Raw genomic sequence first — 23,918 nt, forward strand, 5'->3', positions numbered from 1 at the left:
GATTTTTTGACTAAATATTTACTAAAGATATTTGAAGAATAACACATAAATAAAGCGCTTTCAATTATAAATTTCCGCTTTTTTTCATGTTTTTGAGTATGTGTTGGTGAATGTGCAGTAATTTTAGTAAATTTACGTAAAAAAAGAGGATGAATTTCATCCTCTCGTTTCCTAAGGTGATTTCATTGCGGCTGTTTCTTTTGCAAACAATTGCTTCATTGTTTCCCACGCGATGTCGATTTGTTCGTGAAGTCCAAATAAACCTGAGGTACCGATGATATAGATCTCATTTCCAGCCTCAGCAAGTAGTCGGAACGTGTTTTCATTACAAGAGCCGTCTACTTCGATTGAAAACGAGTACCCTCCCTTCTCTTTTACATCCTTCACCTCTTTGATTTTCTGAAGCATTTCTTGAATAAAAGGCTGTCCGGCAAACCCTGGATCGATCGTCATGATCGTCACTCGGTCTATTAAATGAATAAAAGCATCTAATGCCGCAACTGGTGTGGCGGGATTTAGAACAAAGCCGACCTCACACTTTCTTTGGTGGATATGCCGGATGATTCGAAAGACTTCTTTTTGCACAACTTCCGGGTGTAAACAAATCATCGTTGCGCCTGCATCAATACACGCATCGATTAAAAATTCCTGGGGATGTTCGGCCATAAGGTGAACATCAATCGGTACATCTGTCAGCTTTCGAAGCTGTTCAATGAAAAAGGGTGATAAGGTGATATTTTTCACGTAATGACCATCCATGACGTCGACATGATACCGATCTGCTCTCGTGTTAAGAAGATGAATTTGTTCACGGAAGTGCGTTAAATCCATGCACATCAGTGAAGGTGAAAAAATGGCTGTCATTCTCAGCCTCCTCCTTTTTTAAAGATGAAATAAAAACTTGATCAATCCAATCAAGATTCCGATGATACCGAAGTCTGTATCTCCAAAAGTTGTCCCTTCAAAGCCAAGAGTTCCTAACACAGGGAGTAAACAAGCAGGTAAGAATGAAAGAAGTAATCCATTCACAAATGCCCCGGCGACTGCACCTCTCACCCCTCCTGTTGCATTGCCATATACTCCTGCTGTAGCACCGCAAAAAAAGTGCGGGACAAGACCAGGAACAATGACAGTTAAACCAAACAAAGGTAAAAGAAAAATGGACACGATCCCTCCTGCAAAGCTGCATAAAAAACCGATAATAACCGCATTTGGAGCAAAAGGGAAAACGGTTGGTGCATCAAGTGCCGGCTTTGCACCTTTCACAAACCGATCAGCAATCCCTTTAAAAGCAGGCACGATCTCGCCAATTGCCATCCGTACCCCTGCTAAAATAATGTATACACCAGCTGCAAAGGTAATGGCCTGGATGAGAATAAAGACGGCAAAATTCGTGCCTCCGCTAATCTGTTCTATAAAGGAAATCCCTGCAAACGGTGCGATCGCAAAGAACAGCAAAGCCATTGTGATCGAAATCGCAACCGATGTATCTCTTAGAAAGCCGAGTGATTTAGGCACTTGAATGGTTTCTGTTGATTTCTCTGGACGGCCGACCCATTTGCCGATCATTCCCGCTGTAAAATAACCGAAGGTACTGAAGTGGCCGAGCGCGAGATCATCGCTTCCGGTGACTTTCCTTGTAAATGGCTGAAGGATAGCGGGTGCAATGACCATAGCTGCCCCTAATATCATGGAACCGGTGGCGATAAGAAGTCCCCCTCCCATGCCGGCTGTTGAGAGAACGACTGCGAGCATAGCAGCCATATACAACGTATGATGACCAGTTAAAAAGACGTATTTAAATGGTGTGAATTTTGCCAGTAACAGATTGACCAGCATGCCAAAAATCATAATGAGTGCTGTCTGTGTACCGAATTCCTTTTGAGCAATCGCAGCCATGGCATCTGTATTTGGGACAACTCCTTGAATGTGAAAGGCTGCTTCAAACATCTTTCGAAAAACACCAAGTGAATCAGACACGACTGTGGCGCCGGCTCCTAAGATTAAGAATCCCATAGTTGTTTTCAAGGTGCCTGACACGGTATCTGCGGCTGATTTTTTCTGCAAAAGTAAACCAGCTAGTGCAAACAAACCGATGAGAATGGCAGGTGTGCCCAATATATCGTTCATGATCAGTTCTATCATGATGTGAATCCCCCTTTTTCCTGACCTATATGTGTTTGCGAAGGACGTCTTTAATGGCTTCTTGGTCTAACAAGTTATTTAATCCAGCAACCTTTCTTGTGCCGTCATCCAGTTGATCAATAATGTCTTTTGCTCCGATATACAGATCGGCTTTTTCATTTTTACTTGTACTGAGATCGGTATGATCCACTTCAGCTAAAAGGCCTAACTCTTCTAAAGCTTTTTTGACATTCATTTCTACAATAAAGCTGCTTCCTAATCCGTTTCCACACACAACAAGAATTTTTTTCATTCTCTTTTTCCCCCTTTATACTTTTGAAAATTGATCAATTAGTTCTTGAATCGTTGTTAATTCCTCTGCTTCAATTAATTGTTGGATTCGTTTTTCATCACTCAACAGCATGGTCAGTTGTTTGAGTGCTTTCAGGTGAGTCATACTGTCAATGGCAGCTAGCACAATGACGAGCCGAACCTGCTTTTTTTCATCCTTTGAAAAGTAAACAGGCTGTTTGAATGACATGAGTGACATGCTTAATGTGTTCACGCCGTCCTCCGGTCTGGCATGCGGAATCGCCACTTGTGGTGCAATCACAATATAAGGCCCATTTTGATGAACGGACTGAATCATGGCTTCCACATAACCTCCCTGAATGGCATTTTGATCGAGTAAAGGCTGCGCTGCTTTTGCGAGGGCCTCTTGCCACGTTTCTGCTGTTTGCTGGAGCTGAATGGTTTTTTCTGTTAATAAATCGTTTAACACTGGTTTCCACCCTTTCTGATGGGATACATATGCGGGATGAAGCAGCTCCTTAAGATCACGAAGCAGTGCTTTTTCATTTTGTACGATGGTATGCTGCTGAATGATGTTGAATAAATCGTTTACCCTTTGCTCATCAAGCCTGTTTTTTCCGCCTTCCCCATATTGGAGCAATATTTTTTTCTCATAGGCGGTAAGAATGGGGTGAACGATGTGAACGGGTTTTCCTTTAAACGAAATAGGTGTTGTTGATACAACAAAGTCGGCATCGATGGATGACAATTCTTCATATGAACGCTTAGATAACAGACCGCGTACCTCGATGTAGCCGATTAATTCAAGTAACTGTGTTTTCAGCATGTAACTTGTGCCAATTCCTTCGCCGCACACAATGTATACAGAACGCCTCTCGATCGGTGAAATCCCTTCTCTTCTCATCCAGCCGCCAAAATGCATCGCAACATACGCAATTTCATGGTCGCTCATCTTTGAACAGGTCACCTTTTCTAAATGGCCTGCGACCTTTTGAGTGATTTCAAACACCTCTGGCTGTGTTTTTTTCATAGAATCTGTTAATTCATTGATGATACCAACGTGATAGATGAGCCTGTAATAGGCCGGAATTAAATGCATTGTTAAGTTTTGCTCCAAGGCTTCTGGCTCTTGAAAGGAAATACAAGCATACCGCTGAAAGTCAAATATCATTTGTCTGGCGATGGTACGAATGAGATGCTCTACAGGTTTTTTACTTGAAGGAAACTTTTGTTTCTTTGCGCTGAGCCATAGCGTGCTAAGAAAATAGATTTCATCATCATGAACATGAAGACTGGTTTCTTTTTGTATCTGTGTCATGAAACGAATAGCGGACAAGCATTCATCTGTTTCCTGCAATGTACGCTTTTCTTCGTTTGAAAGGTGTACAGCACGTCCTAGCTTCATCCGCTTAAAGTAGAAAAAGAGATCCAAAGAGAGCTGATCCAGCATGTCATCTGCAAACTCGAGCTTAAGCTCTTGTTCTGACTGCTCGAGGAGATGCTTTAACCGCTTATATGAAATTGGCCCCTTTAACCAAAAAGATGGAAACTCTTTTTCGTTTTTTATCATGGTGCGAATGGAATGAATATAAGGTTTCAGCGCCAATCGAATCATTCTTTCTTCTCCTGAAATCAAATAGCCGCAGGCTGCCTGATAGTGAAGCGTGAGCTGCTGCTTTGAAAGTGCTTCTTTTAGCTGTTTCATATCTTCAAGCAATGTATTTCGGCTCACTTTGGTCAGCTTCATAAAATCATCAATTTTTAGACGTTTCTCACTGCATGCAATGGATAAGAGCAGGATCGCCCTTCTTTCCTTTACACATGGTTCATAATCAGAACCAACGAGAATAGTGTTGGCTTTTTGAATAATGACTTCTTTTTCATGTGTGAGTAAGTAGTAGCCAAGTTGATCTTTTCGCTGAACGCCACTAAGCTCATGAGTTTTCAGCCAGCTATTCATTCGTTTGATTTCAGAGTAGACGGTTCGAGTAGAGACATTCAGTCGGTTCTGTAAATCTTCAATTGATAAATAAGATGTCGTGTGAATCAGCATCGATAATAAAGTCGTACCCCTTTTGGTTAAGTGCAGTTCGAATTCCTCCCTTCTTCCCTTTGGTTATAAGTCTAATCAACTCCCCTGCGTCAAAGAAGTCCAAATGTCTTCAGCAAATGCTGTGCAGGTTTTTGGGTGTTCTTTTGCTATAAGAAAAAGCACACCCGCTTGAGTGTGCTTTTAGACTTGTATACAAAGGCTAAATTTATCCTTTGGTCTTCTTTTATGTAATAGAAAACCTTTGTAATGAGGTTAGGAATCTTCTGAAAAATTTTGAGCCTTTTATTACTTCATTTTCACTTTTTCTTTCATTTTCTCTATTATTTTATTAAGCCACTGTAGCGGGTATAATGAGGTCTCTGGAAAATTGATTTCTACATTATTAACGATAAAGCTTTCTTTTTCCTGTAAATTTAAAGTACTATTCAAAAAATCCTGACAATCTTTTATAGTAGACAGCAGACATTCTTCGCTAGCTAAATGAATAAACTCATTTAACGCTTCTTCTGGTGAATGAATATCCTGATGAAATGTCCCACCTAAAAAATCTTCTAACTCCTCTAAATAACTGTAGCTTTCATTCATTGAATCACCTCTACAATGTAATATAATTAAAATCACCAATTATATTAGACAAGTGAAACCTTGATTCCATTAAAATCAAAGTAGTGGTGATGGTTATTCTATTTATTGTTAACTCAGTTGCCACAATAGAAACTCGACTTTTTCTATTAATTCGCCTTTTTGGTTCGTTTCAAATGATGTGACTGGATTTTCCCAATTAAAGTCTTCTACTACATCCAAACCATAAACCCCTTCCGGATCAGCTTCCGGATACCATCCAACATCTAGCAGTATATTTTTCTTAATATTCTTGATTTGCAATAAATCTTCTGTTAAATTTAACCATTTATCTTGTTCATCTTTATTTAGTAATGCCGGATCTAACTCTGTTAAAGAATTGTAACTAATTTCCCAGCCTGAAGGTATTCTAATTGGCTGAAGTTTATATTTAGGAAGTTTTTTCTCAATTTTCATTTTAAATACTTACGCTCCTGATGATCTTGGTTTAGCTATTTTTAAATACTCTTGTAATCGATTACCTGCTATTGGATGACCATGAAAAACCCCACTTGAAGTTAGTTCCGCTCTAACCCAAGACGTTTTTTAAGAAACTCACTTTTCTCTGATCAAATAGAAGCTGTTTTTGTATCTATATTCCTATTTAAGACTAATATGTTATACCCTTTCTTCTTAAACTAACGCACCTGTTAGCATAACAAGAAAATTATTATTTTATTTTTTTTAGCATTTTAAAATTAGCCAACTTAACCCCCTTTTTTTCCACAGTTTGTGAACAAACAATTTTGTAACCTAGATGTTCAAAAAATGGTTTAGCTGTAATACTTGCTTCGGTATCAATTTCTAAAAGATTTACTTTCTTTGCCTCAGTTTCGAGCATATCAACTAAAGCTGAGGCTATACCTTGTCCTTGATAATCTTTATGAACGAATAGTCTATCTAAGTACCCGGTATGCGTTAAATCGCTAAAACCAACAACTTTATCATTAACTTTAGCAACAAATGTTATATTTTGACCCAATGATTCCTTCCAAGAATTAATTTTAAATTCTTTTTCATCTCTTGGTGCCCAAGCATCCAATTGTACTTGGGAATAATCTTTTGAATTTACGGAATGAACTGTTTCATAAAACAATGAAACAATCTCTTTTGTATCAGTTTCCTTAAACTTTATAATCTCCACTTTCTGTCATACCTCCCCTTATTAGGATAAGCATCCTATGTTGTTATTCTCAATGAGAACTTCTTGCACCCTCATAACACATCTCTCTTATATTAACGCTCGTTCTAAAGACCTCACTACGCCTCCCGCTGTGGGCTACGTCCTCCACCAAAAACAAACTTATGCTCCAATGTGTTGTATACATACTATACAATATTTTCAACATCTAATTAACGAATATAATATGCATAAGAAAAGAAGATATATGCTCATATATTGAACATAGTAACCTCTTATTAGTTTAGTCTATTTAACGCAACAGTGTGCTCTCTTACGATTTAGACTTAAGCAATTGCAGCTCTTGATCCATGATATCTGCTGCCTCGGTAATAAATTGAATGATTAAGTCTAATTCTTCTCGTTTGTATTCCTTTGTGAGCTGTTTTGTTGATGCTGATAAAGATAGAAAGAGCTCTTTCACCTGTGATTTCCCCGCAGTTAGTGGAACAATGATGACCCTTCGCTTGTCTTTTGGGTCCTTCTCCCTTTTGGCGTAGCCTGCTTTTTCAAGCCGGTCAATAAGAGCCGTGACGGCACCTGAGCTAAGACCTGTTTTTTCACTTAATTCACCTGCTGTGAGTGGTCCGAGTTCGTTTAATAAATCAGCTGATTTGAGATCTGTTGGAAAAAGGCCGAGCGATTGAGCAGCCGCTTGATGGAACAAAACCGTTCGTGTGGCAAGGCGCCTCATCGTATGAATGATCAGGTCTGCTCGGTCTTCTGACTCGTTCTTTATTGACAACTTGTTATCCTCCCTTTAAAATCAATTTATCTTGATCATCAAGATAAATGTTCTCTTACTTTATCATTAAGTTGATCATAGCAAAAAAGAGAAGAGAACGTAAGCAGGAGGTAAATGAAATGAATAACGTGGATAAAGGCAAGGCATCCACTCGCTTTGTTGTCATCGGTTTGCTGTTAGGTATTTTTATGGCAGCGATGGACAATACCATTGTTGCAACAGCGATGGGAAGCATCGTAGCAGATTTGGGGAATTTTGATAAATTTGCTTGGGTGACCGCTTCTTATATGGTGGCAGTGATGGCCGGAATGCCGATTTATGGGAAGCTTTCTGATATGTATGGTCGAAAGCGTTTTTTTCTGTTTGGACTTATTTTCTTTTTAATTGGATCTGCGCTGTGCGGTATCGCACAAACGATGGATCAGCTCATTATTTATCGAGCCATTCAAGGGCTTGGAGGCGGTGCACTTCTTCCGATCGCATTTACGATTATCTTTGATATCTTCCCGCCTGAAAAGCGCGGAAAAATGTCAGGTATGTTCGGTGCAGTATTTGGTTTATCAAGTGTACTAGGACCGCTATTAGGCGCCATTATTACGGATTCGATCGGCTGGCATTGGGTTTTCTATATTAACGTGCCAATCGGTATCGTCAGTGTATTCTTGATCGCCAGATACTATCAGGAATCGCTTGAACATCGCAAGCAAAAAATTGACTGGGCAGGTGCCATTACACTAGTCGTTGCGGTTGTGAGCTTAATGTTCGCACTTGAGCTTGGCGGTAAATCTTATGCTTGGGATTCCGTACAAATCCTGACACTATTTGCTGTGTTTGTTGTCTTCGGTACCATTTTCTTTATCGTTGAGCGTAAAGCTGAGGAACCAATTATTTCATTTTGGATGTTTAAAAACCGCTTATTTGCGACATCTCAAATTTTAGCGTTTTTATATGGCGGGACGTTTATTATTCTTGCCGTCTTTATCCCTATTTTCGTACAGGCGGTGTACGGTGAATCTGCGACAAGTGCAGGCTTCATTTTAACACCAATGATGATAGGCTCAGTAATTGGCAGTATGATTGGCGGAACGATGCAGACGAAGGTGCCTTTTAGACGGCTTATGACCATCTCTGTGATTTCATTTTTCGCTGGGATGCTGCTGCTTGCCAACATGTCACCAGACACAGCAAGACTGTGGCTCACACTCTTTATGATGATATCAGGCTTTGGTGTAGGGTTTAGCTTCTCCCTTCTGCCATCTGCTTCAATGAATGATCTCTCTCCGCGCTACCGAGGCAGTGCAAACTCAACCAATTCATTTATGAGATCACTTGGGATGACGTTAGGTGTGACGATTTTCGGGACGATTCAAACCAATGTCCTGACAAATCGTTTAGCAGATGCTTTTAGTGGAATGAAAAGAGCCTCCTCTCAAGTTGGTGATCCGCAAGCCATTTTCCAAGAGGGGGCACGCTCACAAATTCCACCGGATATTTTAAATAAGATCATTGATGCGATGTCACAAAGTATTACGTATGTATTTATGATTGCTTTATTCCCGATTGTACTTGCGGCGATTACAGTCGTATTTATGGGAAATGCACGAGTACGTACTTCAAATGAAATGAAAGAAAGTGAATAATGTGAAAAAGCAGAGCGACGAGGCTCTGCTTTTTTCTTTTTATTGATATAAAAGATGCGCTTTGCCTTCACTGCCAACGATTTGTATTTTAGATGTGACCATGTCTTTTGCTGCTTGCTTGGCTTTTTGTAAATACATACGCGGATCTAAGCTTTCGGGTTCGTTTGAGAAATGATCACGAATGGCTTCAGAGTATGCGTTTTTCAGTTCAGTTGAGACATTGACCTTTGCCATACCAAGTGTGACACATCTTCTGACATCCTCTTCTGGTACAGCTGAACCTCCGTGCAGGACAAGTGGTACATCGACAAGCGCTGCAATTTGTTCAATGCGGTCAAAATCAATATCCGGCACTCCTTTATAAATGCCATGGGCGGTGCCGATCGCAGGCGCTAAAGTAGGTACCCCAGTTTCTTCTACAAATTGACGGCACTCTGATGGAATGGCTTTTTCAGCATCCTTTTCATCTACCACGATGTCATCTTCTACGCCGCCTACCTTGCCAAGCTCAGCCTCTACATTCACACCTACTTTTAATGCGAGGTCAACGACTTCTTTTGTACGGCGTACATTTTCTTCATACGAATGCATGGATGCATCTATCATAACGGATGTATACCCAGCCCTGATACAGGTGAGAATCACATCAAAGTCAGTACAATGATCCAGATGAAGACCAATTGGGATTTGATATTGGTCAGCTGCCGCCTTTACTGTATCTGCAATGGCTTTTGCTCCAAGAGATTGAACCGTTCCGACCGTCGTTTGCAAAATAACAGGTGACTTTAATTCAGCGGCAGTTTCGAGCACCCAATAGATACTGTCAAAGGAGTGTACATTGAATGCCACAATTCCGTATTTTTCTTTTTTGGCAGCCTCAAGCATCGGTGTTGTTGAAAGTAAAGGCATGGTCAAACATCCTCTCTAGTCAAAATATCTTTATTTAATACAGCGAGCATTTCTTCATTTGTTCTTGTTTCAAGCAGCTTTTGACGTTTCGCTTCATCCATTAAGCCTCGTGAAAGGGCAGAAAGTGCTTTTAAATGAGTGGTCCCTGCTTCATTTTTTGGGATGAGTAAGGATAAGAAGAAAAAGCAAGGCTTTCCATCAAAAGCGTCCCATTCAATTCCGGTTTCAGTGCGGACGATCACTAGTGCTGGTTTCGTGATGGCGTCTGTCTGTGTATGCGGAATGGCAAATCCATCTTGAAAGCCTGTTGTACTAAGGGCTTCCCTTTCAGCTAAGCCTTTTTTGACATCCTCTTGTGATGTGCAAATACCTGCTTTGTAGGCAATGTCAGCAATGGCTGCGAAAACGCCAGCCTGTGAAGAAGCTGTTTCATGAAGATTCATATAGATATGTTCCATCATTTTTCTTCCCCCCTATTAAACTGCGGCTTTGTCTATTTTTTTACGATAAAGTCCGTATAGAATCGCACCGATCAAAGATCCGATCAGTATTGAAAGCACCCACTGAAATGCGCCTGTGACGACTGGCAGGACAAGGAATCCGCCATGTGGTGCAGGAACCTGTACGCCAAACAGATAGGTTAAAATAGCAGAGATGGCCGAACCGAACATGATAATTGGTAGAACAACCACTGGGTTTTTAGCCGCAAACGGGATGGCCCCTTCTGTAATATGTGTAGCCCCAAGAATATAGTTGATCGCCCCTGCATTTCGTTCTTGTGGTGTGAAATGTTTCCGGAAAATCGTTGTCGCAATTGCAATGATGAGTGGCGGTGTAATACATGCTGCAGACACACCTGCCATGAAATAAAGATTGCCTTCTGCAAGCAAAGCTGTTCCTGTCACATAGGCTGCTTTGTTAAATGGTCCACCCATATCAAATCCACACATCGCCCCAACAATTAAGCCTAAGAGTAGCGGATTCGTGGATTGAACGGATGAGAGAAAATCCATTAATGAATTATTTAACCCTGTAATTGGAACTAATAGAGGAGTCATTACAGCCCCTATCAAGAAAATACCGATGACGGGATAGATGAAGATCGACTTTAATCCATCAAGTGAAGCAGGTAATTTTTGAAGCAACAATTGAAGTAAAAGAATGATATACCCTGCTGCAAAACCTGCGATAATACCGCCTAAGAAACCGGCACCTCCATCGTTTGCAAGCAGGCCTCCTATAAATCCAACAACCATCCCTGGGCGTCTTGCGATCGAATCAGCGATAAATGCTGCTAAAATAGGAACCATTAAGCTAAAGCCGAGTCCGCCAATACTTTTCAAATAGGCAGCAAACGGGTGATACGTTTCATGCTGAGGATCAGCAGAGTAGATGCCGAATAGAAAAGAAAGGGCAATTAAGACCCCGCCTCCTACGACAAATGGAAGCATGTGTGATACACCGTTCATTAAATGCTTATAGATGGTGTGTATCCATTTATTTGACGTCTTTTGTTGAGTGGATGAAGGAGCTGTTGTTTTCTCGGTAACAACGGCCCTTCCTTTCACTTGATGAATAGGTGCATCTCCATTTAAAATGCTCTGGATCAGATCAGCTGGTGTGCGAATCCCTTTAGATACAGGCACTTCTATGAGTGGTTTTCCATGAAAGCGCTCTGTGTGCACATCTTTGTCAGCTGCAACAATGACCCCATCTGCTTCCATAATGTCTTGATCGGTTAAAGCGTTTTCAATTCCTACTTGACCATGCGTTTCGACTTTGATGTCGACCCCTAATTGCTCAGCAGCTATTTTTAATGCCTCAGCTGCCATAAATGTGTGCGCAATGCCTGTTGGACACCCAGTTGCAGCGACAATTTTTTTACGGCTCATGTTTACTCCCCCTTATATGCTGTGAATGTGGATTTGCTCGATTAACGACTTAATATCATGTAAATCACTTAATCCTTTAGAAAAGGCTGTAGATGCACCTGTTGCAATGCCATAACGTAAGCATTCTTCAGCTGAATGTCCTTCAAGCTGTTTACTAATAAATGCTGCAAGCATGGCATCTCCTGAACAAGCTGTGTTTACCACCGTGCCTGTTGGTGCGTTTCCCTTTAATATGTCTTCTTTTGTGATGAATAGAGCCCCTTCTCCTCCGCGGGAAATGAGTACTTGCTCTGCACCCATCTCGATGAGTTTTTCACCGGATTGAATGAGTTCTGTTTCTGATAAATGATGTGTTTTGCCGAAAAAAGCGGCCATTTCTTCTTCATTTGGTTTTAATAAATACGGTTTGTACTGAAGCGTCTCAAGAACCGCTACAGAGCTTGTATCTAAAATGAATTTGACGTTGTTTTGATGACAAATTGCAGCTACTTCTGAAAAAATGCTGGCAGGTACGCCCTTTGGCAGGCTGCCTGACATAATGAGAATACCGCCCTGCGGGATTGCTGAAATTTTCTCACGAAATGCGTGAAGTGCTTTTGCCTGAATGGCAGGACCTTGATTCACGAGCTTGTATTCTTCTGTTGTATTGATAAAAACGTTAATGCGCGTAATACCTTCAACCGGGATAAAATCTGTTTGAATGGAAAGATCTTTTAAAGATTGCTCAATATAAGAACCAGAAAACCCGGCAATAAAGCCTAATGCAGTGCTGTTAACGCCGTATTTTTTCAGCATAATCGAGACATTGACGCCTTTTCCATTAGGCTGATAATCCTCATCTTCCGTGCGGTTCACTGTATTTGCCCGCATTTCTTTTAATGCAATATATAGGTCTATAGCAGGATTTAAGGTGCAGGTATAAATCAATTGTTTTCACCTTCTTTCTTTTCTCTAAAGAAAGTATCTCATACGATTCAGTGAAAATGTTTTCAGATTGTGTAAAGGTTTTCATGAGGAAAAGCCTTCCAGCACAAAGTCTAGAAGGCTTTCTTATCGGTTATTTCATTCGGATCACGTAGGCATCTAGTAAAATGCGGGCAATGACATGTAGAGACAGCCGGGAGCGGACTTCATAATCTGGGAAGAAAGATTGTTCGCCTTTATATCCGACTAGTGTCATGTCTGATATTTTACTTAAAGTAGAATCAATTCTTGTTGTGACGGTAATGGTTGTGACCTGCTTCATGCTTAAATTTTGACAGGCTTCAACGAGTTCTGCTGTTTCTCCATTTAATGAAACGAAGATGGCAAGTTCGTTTTTATCAATGTCACGCGATTTTAGTCGAATGATATTCGGATCGTCGTGCACTTCACATGTTTTCCCGATGAGCTGTAATTTGATGGTCATCTCTTTGGCAATCATCTCAGAGAAGCCTCTGCCAAAAATATAAATTTTATCTGCATCATGTATTTTTTGAACGGCATCTTCAATTTGCCCTATACTTTGCAGTTGTATCGTCTTTAAAACCTCTTCTTCATTTTTACGAATCGCCAGTTTGATGTCTTCATCAATATTTTTTAGCTGGTCACTGTCATCTGTCATTTTCTTTTCTTGTTTCAATCGATATTTAAAGGATGTATAGCCATTGTAACCAATTTTTTTCATCAGTCTGACAATAGTGGCTGTCGACACATTGGCTCGTTCACTTAATGTGACGATGGATAAGGTGGAGATATCCTCTAAATGCTGGTGAATATAATGGAGTAAATAACGTTCTGTTTCACTTAACGTTTGATACACATCACTTGGAATGTTAAATAATGGTTCATTCAATGCGATTCCCCCTTACTTATTTCATACTATAATTAAATGCCCTATGAAAACAAGTTGATTCTTTTGTCCTGTATTTTTTATTAGAAGCCCAAATGAGTGAAATTTTATTTTTAACATAAACTAAGGAAAAGTAGTGCCTGTATTGAAAGGAGCTGATCACCATGCTTCATCTTTTATTTTTTCTGATCCTTCTGTATGTGGTGTATGTATTTTTGACTGCATTTGTTTTGTTTTATTTCCCGTTTCAAAAAACATGTAAGGAGCATTGTATCTATAAAGCCTCTTCTATCTCAGGAGACGACCAAGGCACAAATCAAGTCATGCTTCTTGACGACGGGTTTGAGTCGGGTCAGGTCAGAATCCAAATGATTCGCGAGGCTAAAAAGATGATTCGTCTGAGTTATTATTCCATTCAAAAGGGGAAAACAGCCGAATGGTTACTTGGTGCTTTAATTGATGCCGCTGATCGAGGAGTGAAAGTTCAGCTATTATTAGATGGCATCTGCCACAGCCTGCGTGGGCCGCTGAAGCATTTGCGCTATGCCGTAGCAAATCATCCGAATATGGCGATTCGTTTTTATGAGCCTTTTCGTTTGTTCAAGCCATGGACGTGGCATAACCGCCTTCATGATAAGCTGCTTTTGGCAGATGGAAGAGTCGCTGTGATGGGTGGAAGAAATATCGGTGATAAATACTTTGCAGATCAGCCGCCGAAAGACTTTGCTTATGACCGTGATGTGCTGCTCTATAACGCCAAAAAGGGAAAAGTATTAGATGAAATGGAGCAATATTTCGTTTATCTATGGAATCATGACTTTACGAAAAGAACGAAAGATGTGTTCTCTAAGCAAAAAGCGAAAAAAGGGTTGAAACTGAGAAAGAAGCTGCTCAGGTCCTATCAAGAAGCGATGCGCACGAAAGAACCTTTTGTCATGTCCTCCTTTGATTGGGCAACAGATGCCACTTCTGTGAAACAGATTGCATTTTTCACAAATCCAGTGGAGCGCTTCAATAAACGTCCTCTCGTGCTGAAAAAGTTAAACGATCTAGCTCACCGGGCAAAGCGTTCTGTTCTCATACAGACGCCGTATGTGATACCAACACGGCCCATGAAGGATGGACTTACTCCCTTACCTGAAGATATTCAAACGACAGTTGTCACGAATTCTCTTACAGCCACACCAAATCCTTTAGCATTTGCAGGATATTTAAGCACGAAAAAAGAGCTGATGAAAACAGGTGTGCATTTATATGAATATGAAGGTCCGTATTCTATTCATGGGAAATCGATGGTCATTGATGATTATTTAAGTATTATCGGGACATATAATTTAGATGCAAGGTCCAGTTTTTTAAATACAGAATCGATTTTGGTCATTGATAGCGCACCGTTTGCGTTATCTCTTACACAGGCAATCGAGCGAAAAATTGCCTATAGTGTCCTCGTGGCTAAAGACCGAACAGAATATAAAGCGAGCACCTATGGGCAGAAAAAAAAGCCTTTGATGAAAAGGCTCCTTTTAAATGGTTTATCGACGATAACCGTTCTTTGGCGGCGATTGATCTGAACAAGGGCAGCTATTTTTGTGGCAGCCCTTGTTCTTGCGATTGATGCTCGTCTGCTTGCTCTAATTTGGTCAGCTTAAACACCAAGATTCCGGCAACGATGACAAGAACACCTAATAGTTTTGTAAAAGAAAATTCCACTTTCTCTAACCCAAGCCAGCCGAGCGAATCAAACAAAAGCGCGCAGCCTAGCTGTGAGATAAGGACAATCGAGATCCCATAAGTCGGACCAAGACGTTTGATGCTCTGAACAAGACAGATGACAACCCCTACCCCAATGGCTCCGCTTACCCAGTACCAGGCTTCCATATGCCTTAATTGAAACATGCCAGTTCCTTCTAACATAAGACCCATAAAGAGTGAAGCAATAAAGCCCATTCCAAGAACAAGTGTCGTTGTTGACCAAGAGCCTGTATGCTCATTGACTTTACTATTAAAAATGGTTTGTAAGCTGACAAGTGCACCAGCTGTGATCGCTAATATTATTCCTATAATCATATATAAATCCCTTCGTTTCTTCTATTCATAAATGTTGTGCTCTGCTATTTCTAAAAGCCCTTTCCGGTCACGAATCGTAATCTTGCCTCTTCGCCTTTCAATCAGCCCTTTTTCCCTGAATTGCTGAATCACACGGTTAATATGACGGTAGCTCGTTCCAATTAGGCTCGCCGCATCAGTGAGACGAAGCGGGCGCGGGCGCGGGCGCGTGGTGTCGTCATCTGTTAAAACAGATAATAAATAGCTTGCGAGCCTGACCTCCACTGGATATAAAAGGTGGAAGCTTAAATCGTTTGATTTTGTATAAAATTTGTTTGTGATGCCTTTTAGCAAAAAGGTTAAAACATGAGGATCATCCTTCGCATCGTGCATGAGCGCTTGATGAGAAATCCTTAGCATATGTACTTCTGTGACAGCTTCGACTGTATTGACCATATCCGTCTGCTGGACATATTCAATATCTCCAATCGCTTCAAGAGGATTTTTAAAGCAAAGAATAAAGGTTTTCCCTTCCTTTGTGGTGGTGAAAATCTTTAATTTTCCTTTCACTAACAAGTACATGTACTCCCTCTTATCCCCTTTTGAACAAATCAGCTCACCTTGTTCATAGCGCCATAACGTCACATGTGACATCAAGTTCTGATGAAAGACGTTTTGTAAATGATGCGCCTTGATATAAGAAGAAAAAAGAGATTCATCGTGAAGCTCCTCCATCTGACTACCTCCTTTATAGCTTTAAAATGATCACGCCCGCAATCATCAAAAGAATTCCTGCATAATGAGGCCATTTCATTTTCTTCTTCTGTACACCAAACCATCCTTTTGCATCAATTGCAAAGGTAAACGCAAGCTGGGCTATCAGTAAAGCAGCGATGGTGAGGGTCACACCGATTATTTGAATTGCGGTGACTTCATTAAAGATAATAATGGCTGCAAATGCACCGCCAATTAAATAGAGTGGCTGCACCTTTTGATACTCCCTGAAGTGCCCATCCCGTACGATGAGTAAAATGAATAAAGAGATGATAAAACCGGTCAGCTGGGTGATGGTTGCTGCCTGCCATGTACCGATATCTTGACTAATTCTTGCGTTGGCTACGCCTTGCAGTGTAATACAAGCGCCTCCTAATAATGCGAAAATAACACCTTTCATTCTTTCAAATGCTCCTTCTTTTTCAGTCTAGTTCTATTAAATGATAGATGCCCTGATGTTGAAAAGGACATATGTCCCACTTTGCGTATTATATCAGAAACTTTTTCTTTTGCAGTTTCTTCGTTTTAGATTTTTCACAGTGGGTACAGTTTTATATCAGCTGAAAACAGAATATCGAATTGAATCACATATAAAAAGGAGACATGTCAGAATGAGAAATCAAGAGAAACATTTTATTAATGGAGAATGGGGCGCATCAACAGGAAACGAAACGACGGAAGTCATTAACCCCGCTACAGAGGAAGTCATTGGCACAATCAGCTTAGGAACAAAAGAAGATTTAGATAAGGCCGTCAAAGCAGCTCGTGCCGCCTTCCCTTCTTTCTCAAAAACGTCTCGAAATGAACGATTAGAGATGCTGGAAAACATTGTGCGCGGGTATGAAAAGCGCAAGGATGAACTTGTAGAAGTCATGACACAAGAGCTCGGTGCACCGCTTAAAGTATCAGAAGAGGTTCATTACAAAATGGGCTATGAACATTTTTCTAAAGCAGCGGAAGCACTTAAATCTTATACATTTACCGAGGACCGCGGAGGACATACTATTATAAAAGAAGCGATTGGCGTCAGCGGATTGATTACACCGTGGAACTTCCCAACAAACCAAACATCACTTAAAATCGCGGGTGCCATTGCTGCAGGCTCACCAGTTGTCTTAAAGCCAGCGGAAATTACACCTTTTGCTGCGATGATTCTTGCAGAAATCATTGATGAAGCAGGCGTACCGAAAGGAGTCTTCAACTTAGTAAACGGAACTGGTGACGTTATTGGTGACGGTATTAGCTCACATCCTGATATTGACTTTGTTTCATTTACTGGATCAGGTGCTGTTGGCTCTAAAATTATGGAAAACGCGGCGGACAATGTGAAGAAAGTGGCTCTTGAGCTTGGCGGGAAATCCCCTCTTATTGTCTTAGATGATGCAGATGAGGATGAGGCAGCCGAAACCGCCGTTCATCATATTGCGATGAATACAGGTCAAGTGTGTTCGGCAGCCACACGTGTGCTCATTCCAGAATCAATGAAAGATGCGTTTGAAAAAGCGCTGCTGAACGCCCTGCCAAAGTTTACAGTTGGTGATCCGAGAGAAGATCACGCCACTGGTCCGCTCGTATCCAAAAAACAATGGGATACCGTGCAATCTTATATTGAAAAAGGAATCGAAGAAGGTGCTACCCTGCTTGCTGGGGGAACTGGAAAGCCGGACGGAATTGATAAAGGATATTTTGCGAAGCATACGATTTTCACAAATGTGAAAAATGATATGACCATTGCGCAAGAAGAAATATTCGGACCCGTCATGAGTGTGATCACTTATCAGGACCTAAATCATGCCCTTGAGATCGCCAATGATACAGTATACGGTCTTGCTGGCTATGTGGTTGGAAAAGATGAAAAGACACTAAAATATGTCGCTGAACACATTCGCGCTGGACAAATCACCATTAACAATGCCGAAACAGATTACTTTGCCCCATTTGGCGGCTTTAAGCAATCTGGTATCGGCAGAGAATGGGGAGATTTCGGTATCGAAGAATATTTAGAAGTGAAAGCTGTGATGGGGCTTCCAACTGCATAAGTCAGATAAAAAAGGAAAACGGTAATCCGTTTTCCTTTTTTATGCCCTCTCCCCTATTTGCGCAAACTTTGTCATTAGAAATCTTAATCATGACAATCAATATTATATATTTTACTTAATGGCAAACTTTCGGTAAAGTTCAAATTGAACCTATATATATAATTCCTATCGAATTAATCTATGTTTATATTCCTTGTGAGGTGGATATCGTTGCAACTTCAGGTATTGAACAGTCCGTTTAGTCAGCAGCAGGCAGAGTTACTCAATCAGCTGCTTCCGACTTTAACAGATCAACAAAAAATTTGGCTTACCGGTTATTTATCAGCACAGGCAGCTCTAGCCGGATCAGAAACTGCCACTCTGGCTCCTTCTCCTTCTGCCGTAGCACCTGCGCAGCCTGTCAGCAAAGATGTGACCGTACTTTACGGGTCTCAAACAGGCAATTCCGAAGGTTTAGCGAAAAAGACAGCGCAGCATCTTGAAGAGAAAGGCTTTCAAGTGACGCTCTCTTCTATGCCAGATTTTAAACCAAATAGTCTGAAAAAAATAAACAATTTACTGGTGATCGTCAGTACACATGGTGAGGGAGATCCGCCTGATAATGCCCTTTCTTTCCATGAATATGTTCACGGCAGACGTGCGCCAAAGCTCGATCATTTAAGCTATTCTGTCCTCTCACTAGGTGACAGCTCATACGAATTCTTCTGTCAGACGGGGAAAGAATTTGACGAGCGCTTAAAAGAACTGGGCGGGACACGTCTTTTCGACCGGGTCGACTGTGACCTTGATTATGATGAGCCGTTCTCTGAATGGCTTCAAGGGGTTGCATCATCTCTTAGCGAAGGTGAAGCCGCAGCAAACCCGCAAGAATCAGCGGCAGCAACCAATCAAGCAGCTGCATCTGAATACTCAAGAACAAACCCTTTTTATGCGGAAGTGCTTGAAAATATTAACCTAAATGGCCGCGGATCTAACAAAGAAACCCGCCACCTAGAGCTTTCTCTTGAAGGATCAGGACTTGTTTATGAGCCGGGAGACAGCCTTGGTATTTATCCGACAAATGATCCTGCGCTTGTTGATGAACTGCTCACGACATGCGGATGGAAGGCAGACGAAGCCGTAACCGTTCATAAAAACGGCGACACGCTTCCTTTAAAAGAAGCACTTACCTCTCATTTTGAGATTACAGTATTAACAAAACCTCTTCTTCAAAAGATTGCGTCCTTTACAAAAAGTAAAGACTTGCATGCCCTTTTAGAAGAAGGAAATGAAGAAAAGTTAAAAGCGTATATAGCGGGAAGAGATTTAGTAGATGCTGCTCGCGATTTCGGTCCTTTTGAAGGAACAGCGGCAGACTTCACTGCTATCTTAAGAAAAATTCCTGCACGTCTTTATTCGATTGCAAGCAGCCTGAAAGCCAATGAGGAAGAAGTTCATTTGACAATAGGTGCTGTGAGATATGATGCACACGGGAGAGAACGTCAAGGTGTCTGCTCGATCTTATGTGCAGAGCGCTTAGAGCCAGGTGATACACTGCCTGTTTATATTCAGCACAACCAAAATTTTAAGCTTCCTGAAAACCCTGATGCACCGATCATTATGGTAGGACCAGGCACAGGCATCGCTCCTTTCCGTTCATTTATGCAGGAGCGCGAGGAAGTCGGTGCAAATGGAAAGTCATGGCTATTCTTCGGTGATCAGCACTTTGTGACAGATTTCTTATATCAAACCGAATGGCAAAAGTGGTTAAAGGATGGCGTCTTAACAAAAATGGATGTGGCTTTTTCAAGAGATTCAGAGGAAAAGGTATATGTCCAGCACCAAATGAAGAAACAAAGTAAAGAATTATTCGAATGGCTGGAGCAAGGTGCCTATGTCTATGTTTGCGGAGATGAAAAACATATGGCGCATGATGTTCATGGTACCCTTCTATCGATTATTCAAGAAGAAGGTGCGATGAGCAAAGAGAAAGCAGAAAGCTATCTTGCCAATTTGCAGCAGCAAAAACGCTATCAGCGTGACGTCTATTGATTTGATGCTTGAAAGAAAGGAGCTTTTACGACATGGTGAAGACAGCATTCACAGCGCCGGATGGACCTCCGAGCGACGTAGAGGAAATCAAAGAAAAAAGTGATTATTTACGAGGTACGTTAAAAGAAGTGATGCTTGATCCGATTTCAGCGGGAATTCCTGATGATGACAACCGCCTGATGAAGCATCACGGCAGCTACTTACAGGATGATCGTGATCTTAGAAATGAACGACAAAAACAAAAGCTTGAGCCTGCCTATCAATTTATGCTGCGTGTACGTCTGCCTGGCGGAATCGCCACATCAAAGCAGTGGCTTGTCATGGATGAGCTTGCTCACAAATACGGCAATGGCACGTTAAAGCTGACAACTCGTGAAACCTTTCAGCTTCACGGTATTTTAAAATGGAACATGAAAAAGACCATTCAAGACATTCATTCCACTATGCTTGATACGATCGCTGCTTGCGGGGATGTGAATCGGAATGTGATGTGTACATCGAATCCTTATCAATCGGAAGTGCACCATGATGTGTACGAGCTGGCAAAAAAATTAAGTGATGACCTGCTTCCTCAAACAAGAGCGTATCATGAGATTTGGCTTGATGAGGAAAAGGTAGCGGCAACGCCTGATACGGAGGTTGAGCCGATGTATGGGCCGCTTTATTTGCCAAGAAAATTCAAGATTGGTGTTGCGGTCCCTCCTGCTAACGATATTGATGTTTTTTCGCAGGATCTAGGCTTCATTGCTATTATCGAACAAGATCAATTAGTCGGCTTTAATGTCGCGATTGGCGGCGGAATGGGTATGACTCACGGTGATACAGCGACCTATCCTCAGCTTGCAAAGGTCATCGGTTTTTGTACACCTGAGCAGGTCGTGGAGATTGCCAAACAAGTCATCACCATTCAGCGTGACTATGGAAACCGTTCAGTGCGAAAAAATGCCCGCTTTAAATATACAGTGGACCGCCTCGGCCTTGAGAATGTAAAAGAAGAGCTTGAGCGCCGCCTTGGGTTTACTCTTTTAGACGCACGGGATTATCACTTTGATCATAATGGTGACCGCTATGGCTGGGTAAAAGGCATCAATGGCAGATGGCATTATACGATGTTTGTAGAAGGCGGCCGTATCACGGATTACGATGATTACCCGCTGATGACAGGTATTCGTGAAATCGCAAAGATTCATACAGGTGACTTCCGCTTAACAGCGAATCAAAATTTAATCATTGGAAATGTCACATCTCATAAAAAGAAACAAATCGAGCAGCTCATTCAGGAGTTCGGTTTATCAGCTGGCCAGCAGCACTCTGCACTGCGCCGCAGTTCAATGGCTTGCGTTTCTCTTCCAACATGCGGCTTAGCAATGGCAGAAGCAGAACGCTACCTTCCTCGCTTGATTGATAGAATTGAAGAGATTGTAGAAGATAACGGCTTAAGTGATAAAGAAATCACCATTCGAATGACTGGATGTCCAAATGGATGTGCCCGTCATGCTTTAGGTGAAATTGGCTTTATCGGAAAATCACCTGGCAAATACAACATGTATCTTGGCGCTGCGTTTGATGGCAGTAGGTTAAGTAAACTGTACCGAGAAAACGTGGGTGAAGAAGACATTTTAAACGAGCTTGGCTCTCTGCTCCCTCGCTACGCAAAAGAACGAGAAGAAAATGAACATTTCGGTGATTTTGTGATACGGGCAGGTATTGTCAAAGAAACAACCGATGGAACGAATTTTCATGTACAATAAAAAAAGACAGGGGTCCTTCCTGTCTTTTTTCTATTGATTCTGTTTCCTTTTCAGGTATGCGGAAATGCTGTTATACACATTTGGGTTTTCTAATGAAGAAAGGTCTGGTGAAGGCTTCTGTTCATGCGCCCCTTTTAGTAAACGCCGGACGATTTTTCCGTTTCTTGTTTTCGGTAAAGCTGAAATAAGATGAATCTCTTTTGGTGTGAGCGCTTTTCCTGCATGTGAACCAACGTGTGCTTTGAGTTCTTGAATGAGCATTTCTTCTTCAAAAGAGTGTGAACTGGTCACTATGAAACACACGAGCGCCTCTCCCTTCACCTCATCTTTTACCCCAATCACAGCGGCTTCGTGCACGTCCGGATGTCCCACAAGGATGGATTCAATTTCAGCTGGACCGATGCGTTTGCCTGCTGTATTAATGACATCATCCGATCTGCCCGTGATATGGAATACTCCGTCCTCTGTTTGCATGACCCAATCACCGTGTGTCCACACCCCGTCAAATCGTTTGAAATACGTGTCTTCATAACGCTCAGGCTCATTCCAAAAACCACATGTCATGCCGACCCATGGCTTTTTCACAACAAGCTCCCCTACTTCATTCATGACGCTCTGACCTGATTCATTATACACATCTGCCGCCATTCCTAAGATCGCCGCATTGAAGAGAATCGGTTTGATCGGACGAAGCAAAGTACTTCCTACAATGCCACCAGACACTTCGGTCCCCCCTGAATAGTTTAAGATAGGGATGTTCTTTTGACCGATTGTGTCAAAAAGCCATTGCCACGGTGCTTCATTCCAAGGTTCACCGGTAGAAATGATGGCTTTGACATGCGGAATTTCAATTTCTGCAAGGTTCTGCTGCATTGCAGAACGAACAAATGTAGGCGAAAGCCCAAAATGGGTCACTTTCTGCTGATGGATGAATGACCAGAGATGCTGTTCATCTGGATAATCGGGTGCGCCGTCATATAGAACAATCGCGGCTCCATTGATCAAGCCGCCAAAGACTAGAAACGGTCCCATCATCCAGCCCATGTCTGTGAGCCAGAACAGCCGGTCTCCTATTTTGACATCCATACAAAGACCAGCATCAAAAGCCGCTTTTACAGGAAAGCCTGCATGTGTATGGACAGCTCCTTTTGGCGTGCCTGTTGTACCAGAGGTGTACAAAATCATGAGAGGGTCTTCATTTGTAACATAGGTCGTGTCGTCGTTCATCGGCTGTTCTTTTAATACATCATTTAGTCTTACATCATCTTGATATCCAGTATCAGAGGAAGCATGCACAATGACTGTTTTGACGGTATTTGTTTTTTTGATCGCATCAGCGACACATGCTCGCATGTTGATGGTCTTTCCCCGCCTTGTCATTTCATGACCTGTGACGACAATGGTTGCACCTGAAGCACGAATGCGTACGGCAAGAGGCTCGCTTCCATAGCCCGAGAAGACCGGACTAAAGATCACGCCAATCTTTGCAAAGGCAAGCATGACAGCAACCGTTTCAGGAAGCATCGGCATATAGATGATCGCCACATCCCCTTTTTGAAGCCCTTTCTTCAAAAAACCAGTTGCGAGACGATTGACTTTTTCCTGAAGATGGAGGTAGGACCAACTCTTTTCTTCCCCAGCTTCATTTCCCCAAATCACCGCTGGTTGATGTTTCGTCTCTTCTTTCTCCGCCCATTTGTCCACGGCCGTTTCGGTGATGTTCAATTGGCCGCCTTTATACCACTTTGGCCACATGAATGAATCTTGACCTAATGAGGCTTCATACGGCACCTTCCACTGAATGCCGATGGCTTTTTCAGCTTCTTTCCAAAACCATTCTGTGCGCTCGATACTAGCTTGATAGAATGCGTCATAAGTAGAAAAACCAAGTGAGTTCATCCATTTGTAAAGACGTGTTTTTTTGATCATCTGCTCTCCCGGTATCCATGCTGGTTTCAGGTTCATCATAA

Annotated in this window: 22 protein-coding genes; 5 read left to right on the forward strand and 17 right to left on the reverse strand. The window is 41.7% G+C overall.

The window, feature by feature from the left end; translation table 11 throughout:
• Positions 1-171: 171 nt before the first annotated feature.
• From alsE to C6W18_RS00685, 8 genes are all read right to left on the reverse strand, one after another.
• Positions 172-864, reverse strand: a complete 693-nt coding sequence (gene alsE / locus C6W18_RS00650) for a D-allulose 6-phosphate 3-epimerase (RefSeq protein WP_105925338.1) — start codon at positions 862-864, stop codon at positions 172-174.
• 18 nt (positions 865-882) lie between these two features.
• Positions 883-2,145, reverse strand: coding sequence for a PTS ascorbate transporter subunit IIC (ulaA, locus tag C6W18_RS00655; RefSeq protein WP_105925340.1), 1,263 nt, complete (start codon positions 2,143-2,145; stop codon positions 883-885).
• 25 nt (positions 2,146-2,170) lie between these two features.
• Positions 2,171-2,437: a PTS sugar transporter subunit IIB gene (locus tag C6W18_RS00660; RefSeq protein WP_034322754.1), complete on the reverse strand. Its 267-nt coding sequence runs from the start codon at positions 2,435-2,437 to the stop codon at positions 2,171-2,173.
• 15 nt (positions 2,438-2,452) lie between these two features.
• Positions 2,453-4,525, reverse strand: coding sequence for a BglG family transcription antiterminator (locus tag C6W18_RS00665; RefSeq protein ID WP_262982630.1), 2,073 nt, complete (start codon positions 4,523-4,525; stop codon positions 2,453-2,455).
• 249 nt (positions 4,526-4,774) lie between these two features.
• Positions 4,775-5,074: a contact-dependent growth inhibition system immunity protein gene (locus C6W18_RS00670; protein WP_105925344.1), complete on the reverse strand. Its 300-nt coding sequence runs from the start codon at positions 5,072-5,074 to the stop codon at positions 4,775-4,777.
• Between the two features lie 108 nt (positions 5,075-5,182).
• Entirely contained in the window at positions 5,183-5,527 is a 345-nt protein-coding gene (locus C6W18_RS00675; protein ID WP_105925346.1) for a hypothetical protein, read from the reverse strand.
• Positions 5,528-5,780: 253 nt separating this feature from the next.
• On the reverse strand, positions 5,781-6,254 hold the full coding sequence (locus C6W18_RS00680; protein ID WP_105925348.1) for a GNAT family N-acetyltransferase: 474 nt from the start codon (positions 6,252-6,254) through the stop codon (positions 5,781-5,783).
• A 310-nt stretch (positions 6,255-6,564) separates the two neighbouring features.
• Complete coding sequence (locus C6W18_RS00685) at positions 6,565-6,984, reverse strand: MarR family winged helix-turn-helix transcriptional regulator (RefSeq protein WP_223251628.1); 420 nt, start codon at positions 6,982-6,984, stop codon at positions 6,565-6,567.
• A gap of 170 nt (positions 6,985-7,154) precedes the next feature.
• Here C6W18_RS00685 and C6W18_RS00690 point away from each other — a divergent pair, with 170 nt between their 5' ends.
• Positions 7,155-8,675 (forward strand): MDR family MFS transporter, encoded by a 1,521-nt coding sequence (locus C6W18_RS00690; RefSeq protein WP_105925352.1) that lies wholly within the window; start codon positions 7,155-7,157, stop codon positions 8,673-8,675.
• A gap of 39 nt (positions 8,676-8,714) precedes the next feature.
• Here C6W18_RS00690 and C6W18_RS00695 read toward each other — a convergent pair whose 3' ends face one another.
• The 5 genes from C6W18_RS00695 to C6W18_RS00715 form a co-directional block, all read right to left on the reverse strand.
• Positions 8,715-9,584 (reverse strand): class II fructose-bisphosphate aldolase, encoded by an 870-nt coding sequence (locus tag C6W18_RS00695; RefSeq protein WP_105925354.1) that lies wholly within the window; start codon positions 9,582-9,584, stop codon positions 8,715-8,717.
• 2 nt (positions 9,585-9,586) lie between these two features.
• A complete protein-coding gene (locus C6W18_RS00700) occupies positions 9,587-10,045 on the reverse strand; it encodes a PTS sugar transporter subunit IIA (protein ID WP_034322740.1) in 459 nt (152 codons plus the stop codon).
• Between the two features lie 15 nt (positions 10,046-10,060).
• Positions 10,061-11,476, reverse strand: coding sequence for a PTS fructose transporter subunit IIC (locus tag C6W18_RS00705; RefSeq protein WP_105925356.1), 1,416 nt, complete (start codon positions 11,474-11,476; stop codon positions 10,061-10,063).
• Positions 11,477-11,488: 12 nt separating this feature from the next.
• Positions 11,489-12,403 carry a 1-phosphofructokinase gene (gene pfkB, locus C6W18_RS00710; RefSeq protein WP_105925358.1) on the reverse strand — a complete coding sequence of 305 codons (915 nt, stop codon included), beginning with the start codon at positions 12,401-12,403 and terminating at the stop codon, positions 11,489-11,491.
• 130 nt (positions 12,404-12,533) lie between these two features.
• Positions 12,534-13,310: a MurR/RpiR family transcriptional regulator gene (locus C6W18_RS00715; RefSeq protein WP_034322733.1), complete on the reverse strand. Its 777-nt coding sequence runs from the start codon at positions 13,308-13,310 to the stop codon at positions 12,534-12,536.
• A 161-nt stretch (positions 13,311-13,471) separates the two neighbouring features.
• Here C6W18_RS00715 and C6W18_RS00720 point away from each other — a divergent pair, with 161 nt between their 5' ends.
• On the forward strand, positions 13,472-14,878 hold the full coding sequence (locus tag C6W18_RS00720) for a phospholipase D-like domain-containing protein (RefSeq protein ID WP_034322730.1): 1,407 nt from the start codon (positions 13,472-13,474) through the stop codon (positions 14,876-14,878).
• A 10-nt stretch (positions 14,879-14,888) separates the two neighbouring features.
• Here the strand turns inward: C6W18_RS00720 and C6W18_RS00725 are convergent, their stop codons facing one another.
• Genes C6W18_RS00725 through C6W18_RS00735 form a run of 3 tightly spaced genes read right to left on the reverse strand, consistent with a single transcriptional unit; the run spans position 14,889 to position 16,527 of the window.
• Positions 14,889-15,374, reverse strand: coding sequence for a DMT family transporter (locus C6W18_RS00725; RefSeq protein WP_034322728.1), 486 nt, complete (start codon positions 15,372-15,374; stop codon positions 14,889-14,891).
• Positions 15,375-15,395: 21 nt separating this feature from the next.
• Positions 15,396-16,088, reverse strand: a complete 693-nt coding sequence (locus C6W18_RS00730) for a Crp/Fnr family transcriptional regulator (protein WP_105925360.1) — start codon at positions 16,086-16,088, stop codon at positions 15,396-15,398.
• Between the two features lie 13 nt (positions 16,089-16,101).
• A complete protein-coding gene (locus C6W18_RS00735) occupies positions 16,102-16,527 on the reverse strand; it encodes a DMT family transporter (RefSeq protein ID WP_034322722.1) in 426 nt (141 codons plus the stop codon).
• A 211-nt stretch (positions 16,528-16,738) separates the two neighbouring features.
• On the opposite strand from C6W18_RS00735, the gene C6W18_RS00740 reads away from it, so the two are divergent.
• The 3 genes from C6W18_RS00740 (at position 16,739) to cysI (ending at position 21,948) form a co-directional block, all read left to right on the forward strand.
• A complete protein-coding gene (locus tag C6W18_RS00740; protein ID WP_105925363.1) occupies positions 16,739-18,166 on the forward strand; it encodes an aldehyde dehydrogenase family protein in 1,428 nt (475 codons plus the stop codon).
• Positions 18,167-18,376: 210 nt separating this feature from the next.
• Positions 18,377-20,197 (forward strand): assimilatory sulfite reductase (NADPH) flavoprotein subunit, encoded by a 1,821-nt coding sequence (locus tag C6W18_RS00745; RefSeq protein ID WP_105925365.1) that lies wholly within the window; start codon positions 18,377-18,379, stop codon positions 20,195-20,197.
• Between the two features lie 32 nt (positions 20,198-20,229).
• Positions 20,230-21,948 (forward strand): assimilatory sulfite reductase (NADPH) hemoprotein subunit, encoded by a 1,719-nt coding sequence (gene cysI, locus C6W18_RS00750; protein ID WP_034322715.1) that lies wholly within the window; start codon positions 20,230-20,232, stop codon positions 21,946-21,948.
• 30 nt (positions 21,949-21,978) lie between these two features.
• Here cysI and C6W18_RS00755 read toward each other — a convergent pair whose 3' ends face one another.
• On the reverse strand, positions 21,979-23,916 hold the full coding sequence (locus C6W18_RS00755) for an AMP-binding protein (RefSeq protein ID WP_105925367.1): 1,938 nt from the start codon (positions 23,914-23,916) through the stop codon (positions 21,979-21,981).
• Between the last annotated feature and the right edge of the window lie 2 nt (positions 23,917-23,918).

Origin of the sequence: Bacillus sp. LLTC93 (genome assembly GCF_002993125.1) — a bacterium.
In the GTDB taxonomy this organism is placed as follows: domain Bacteria; phylum Bacillota; class Bacilli; order Bacillales; family Bacillaceae; genus Bacillus; species Bacillus zhangzhouensis.

Bases quoted from the DNA above. Each gene is read 5' to 3' on its own strand.
- C6W18_RS00690 (WP_105925352.1), top strand. From the start codon at position 7,155: ATGAATAACGTGGATAAAGGCAAGGCATCCACTCGCTTTGTTGTCATC.
- ulaA (WP_105925340.1), bottom strand. From the start codon at position 2,145: ATGATAGAACTGATCATGAACGATATATTGGGCACACCTGCCATTCTC.
- C6W18_RS00670 (WP_105925344.1), bottom strand. From the start codon at position 5,074: ATGAATGAAAGCTACAGTTATTTAGAGGAGTTAGAAGATTTTTTAGGT.
- C6W18_RS00740 (WP_105925363.1), top strand. From the start codon at position 16,739: ATGAGAAATCAAGAGAAACATTTTATTAATGGAGAATGGGGCGCATCA.
- C6W18_RS00755 (WP_105925367.1), bottom strand. From the start codon at position 23,916: ATGATGAACCTGAAACCAGCATGGATACCGGGAGAGCAGATGATCAAA.
- C6W18_RS00735 (WP_034322722.1), bottom strand. From the start codon at position 16,527: ATGAAAGGTGTTATTTTCGCATTATTAGGAGGCGCTTGTATTACACTG.
- C6W18_RS00730 (WP_105925360.1), bottom strand. From the start codon at position 16,088: ATGGAGGAGCTTCACGATGAATCTCTTTTTTCTTCTTATATCAAGGCG.
- C6W18_RS00705 (WP_105925356.1), bottom strand. From the start codon at position 11,476: ATGAGCCGTAAAAAAATTGTCGCTGCAACTGGGTGTCCAACAGGCATT.
- C6W18_RS00720 (WP_034322730.1), top strand. From the start codon at position 13,472: ATGCTTCATCTTTTATTTTTTCTGATCCTTCTGTATGTGGTGTATGTA.
- alsE (WP_105925338.1), bottom strand. From the start codon at position 864: ATGACAGCCATTTTTTCACCTTCACTGATGTGCATGGATTTAACGCAC.
- C6W18_RS00695 (WP_105925354.1), bottom strand. From the start codon at position 9,584: ATGCCTTTACTTTCAACAACACCGATGCTTGAGGCTGCCAAAAAAGAA.
- C6W18_RS00675 (WP_105925346.1), bottom strand. From the start codon at position 5,527: ATGAAAATTGAGAAAAAACTTCCTAAATATAAACTTCAGCCAATTAGA.
- C6W18_RS00725 (WP_034322728.1), bottom strand. From the start codon at position 15,374: ATGATTATAGGAATAATATTAGCGATCACAGCTGGTGCACTTGTCAGC.
- C6W18_RS00660 (WP_034322754.1), bottom strand. From the start codon at position 2,437: ATGAAAAAAATTCTTGTTGTGTGTGGAAACGGATTAGGAAGCAGCTTT.
- C6W18_RS00685 (WP_223251628.1), bottom strand. From the start codon at position 6,984: ATGAGGCGCCTTGCCACACGAACGGTTTTGTTCCATCAAGCGGCTGCT.
- C6W18_RS00700 (WP_034322740.1), bottom strand. From the start codon at position 10,045: ATGATGGAACATATCTATATGAATCTTCATGAAACAGCTTCTTCACAG.
- cysI (WP_034322715.1), top strand. From the start codon at position 20,230: ATGGTGAAGACAGCATTCACAGCGCCGGATGGACCTCCGAGCGACGTA.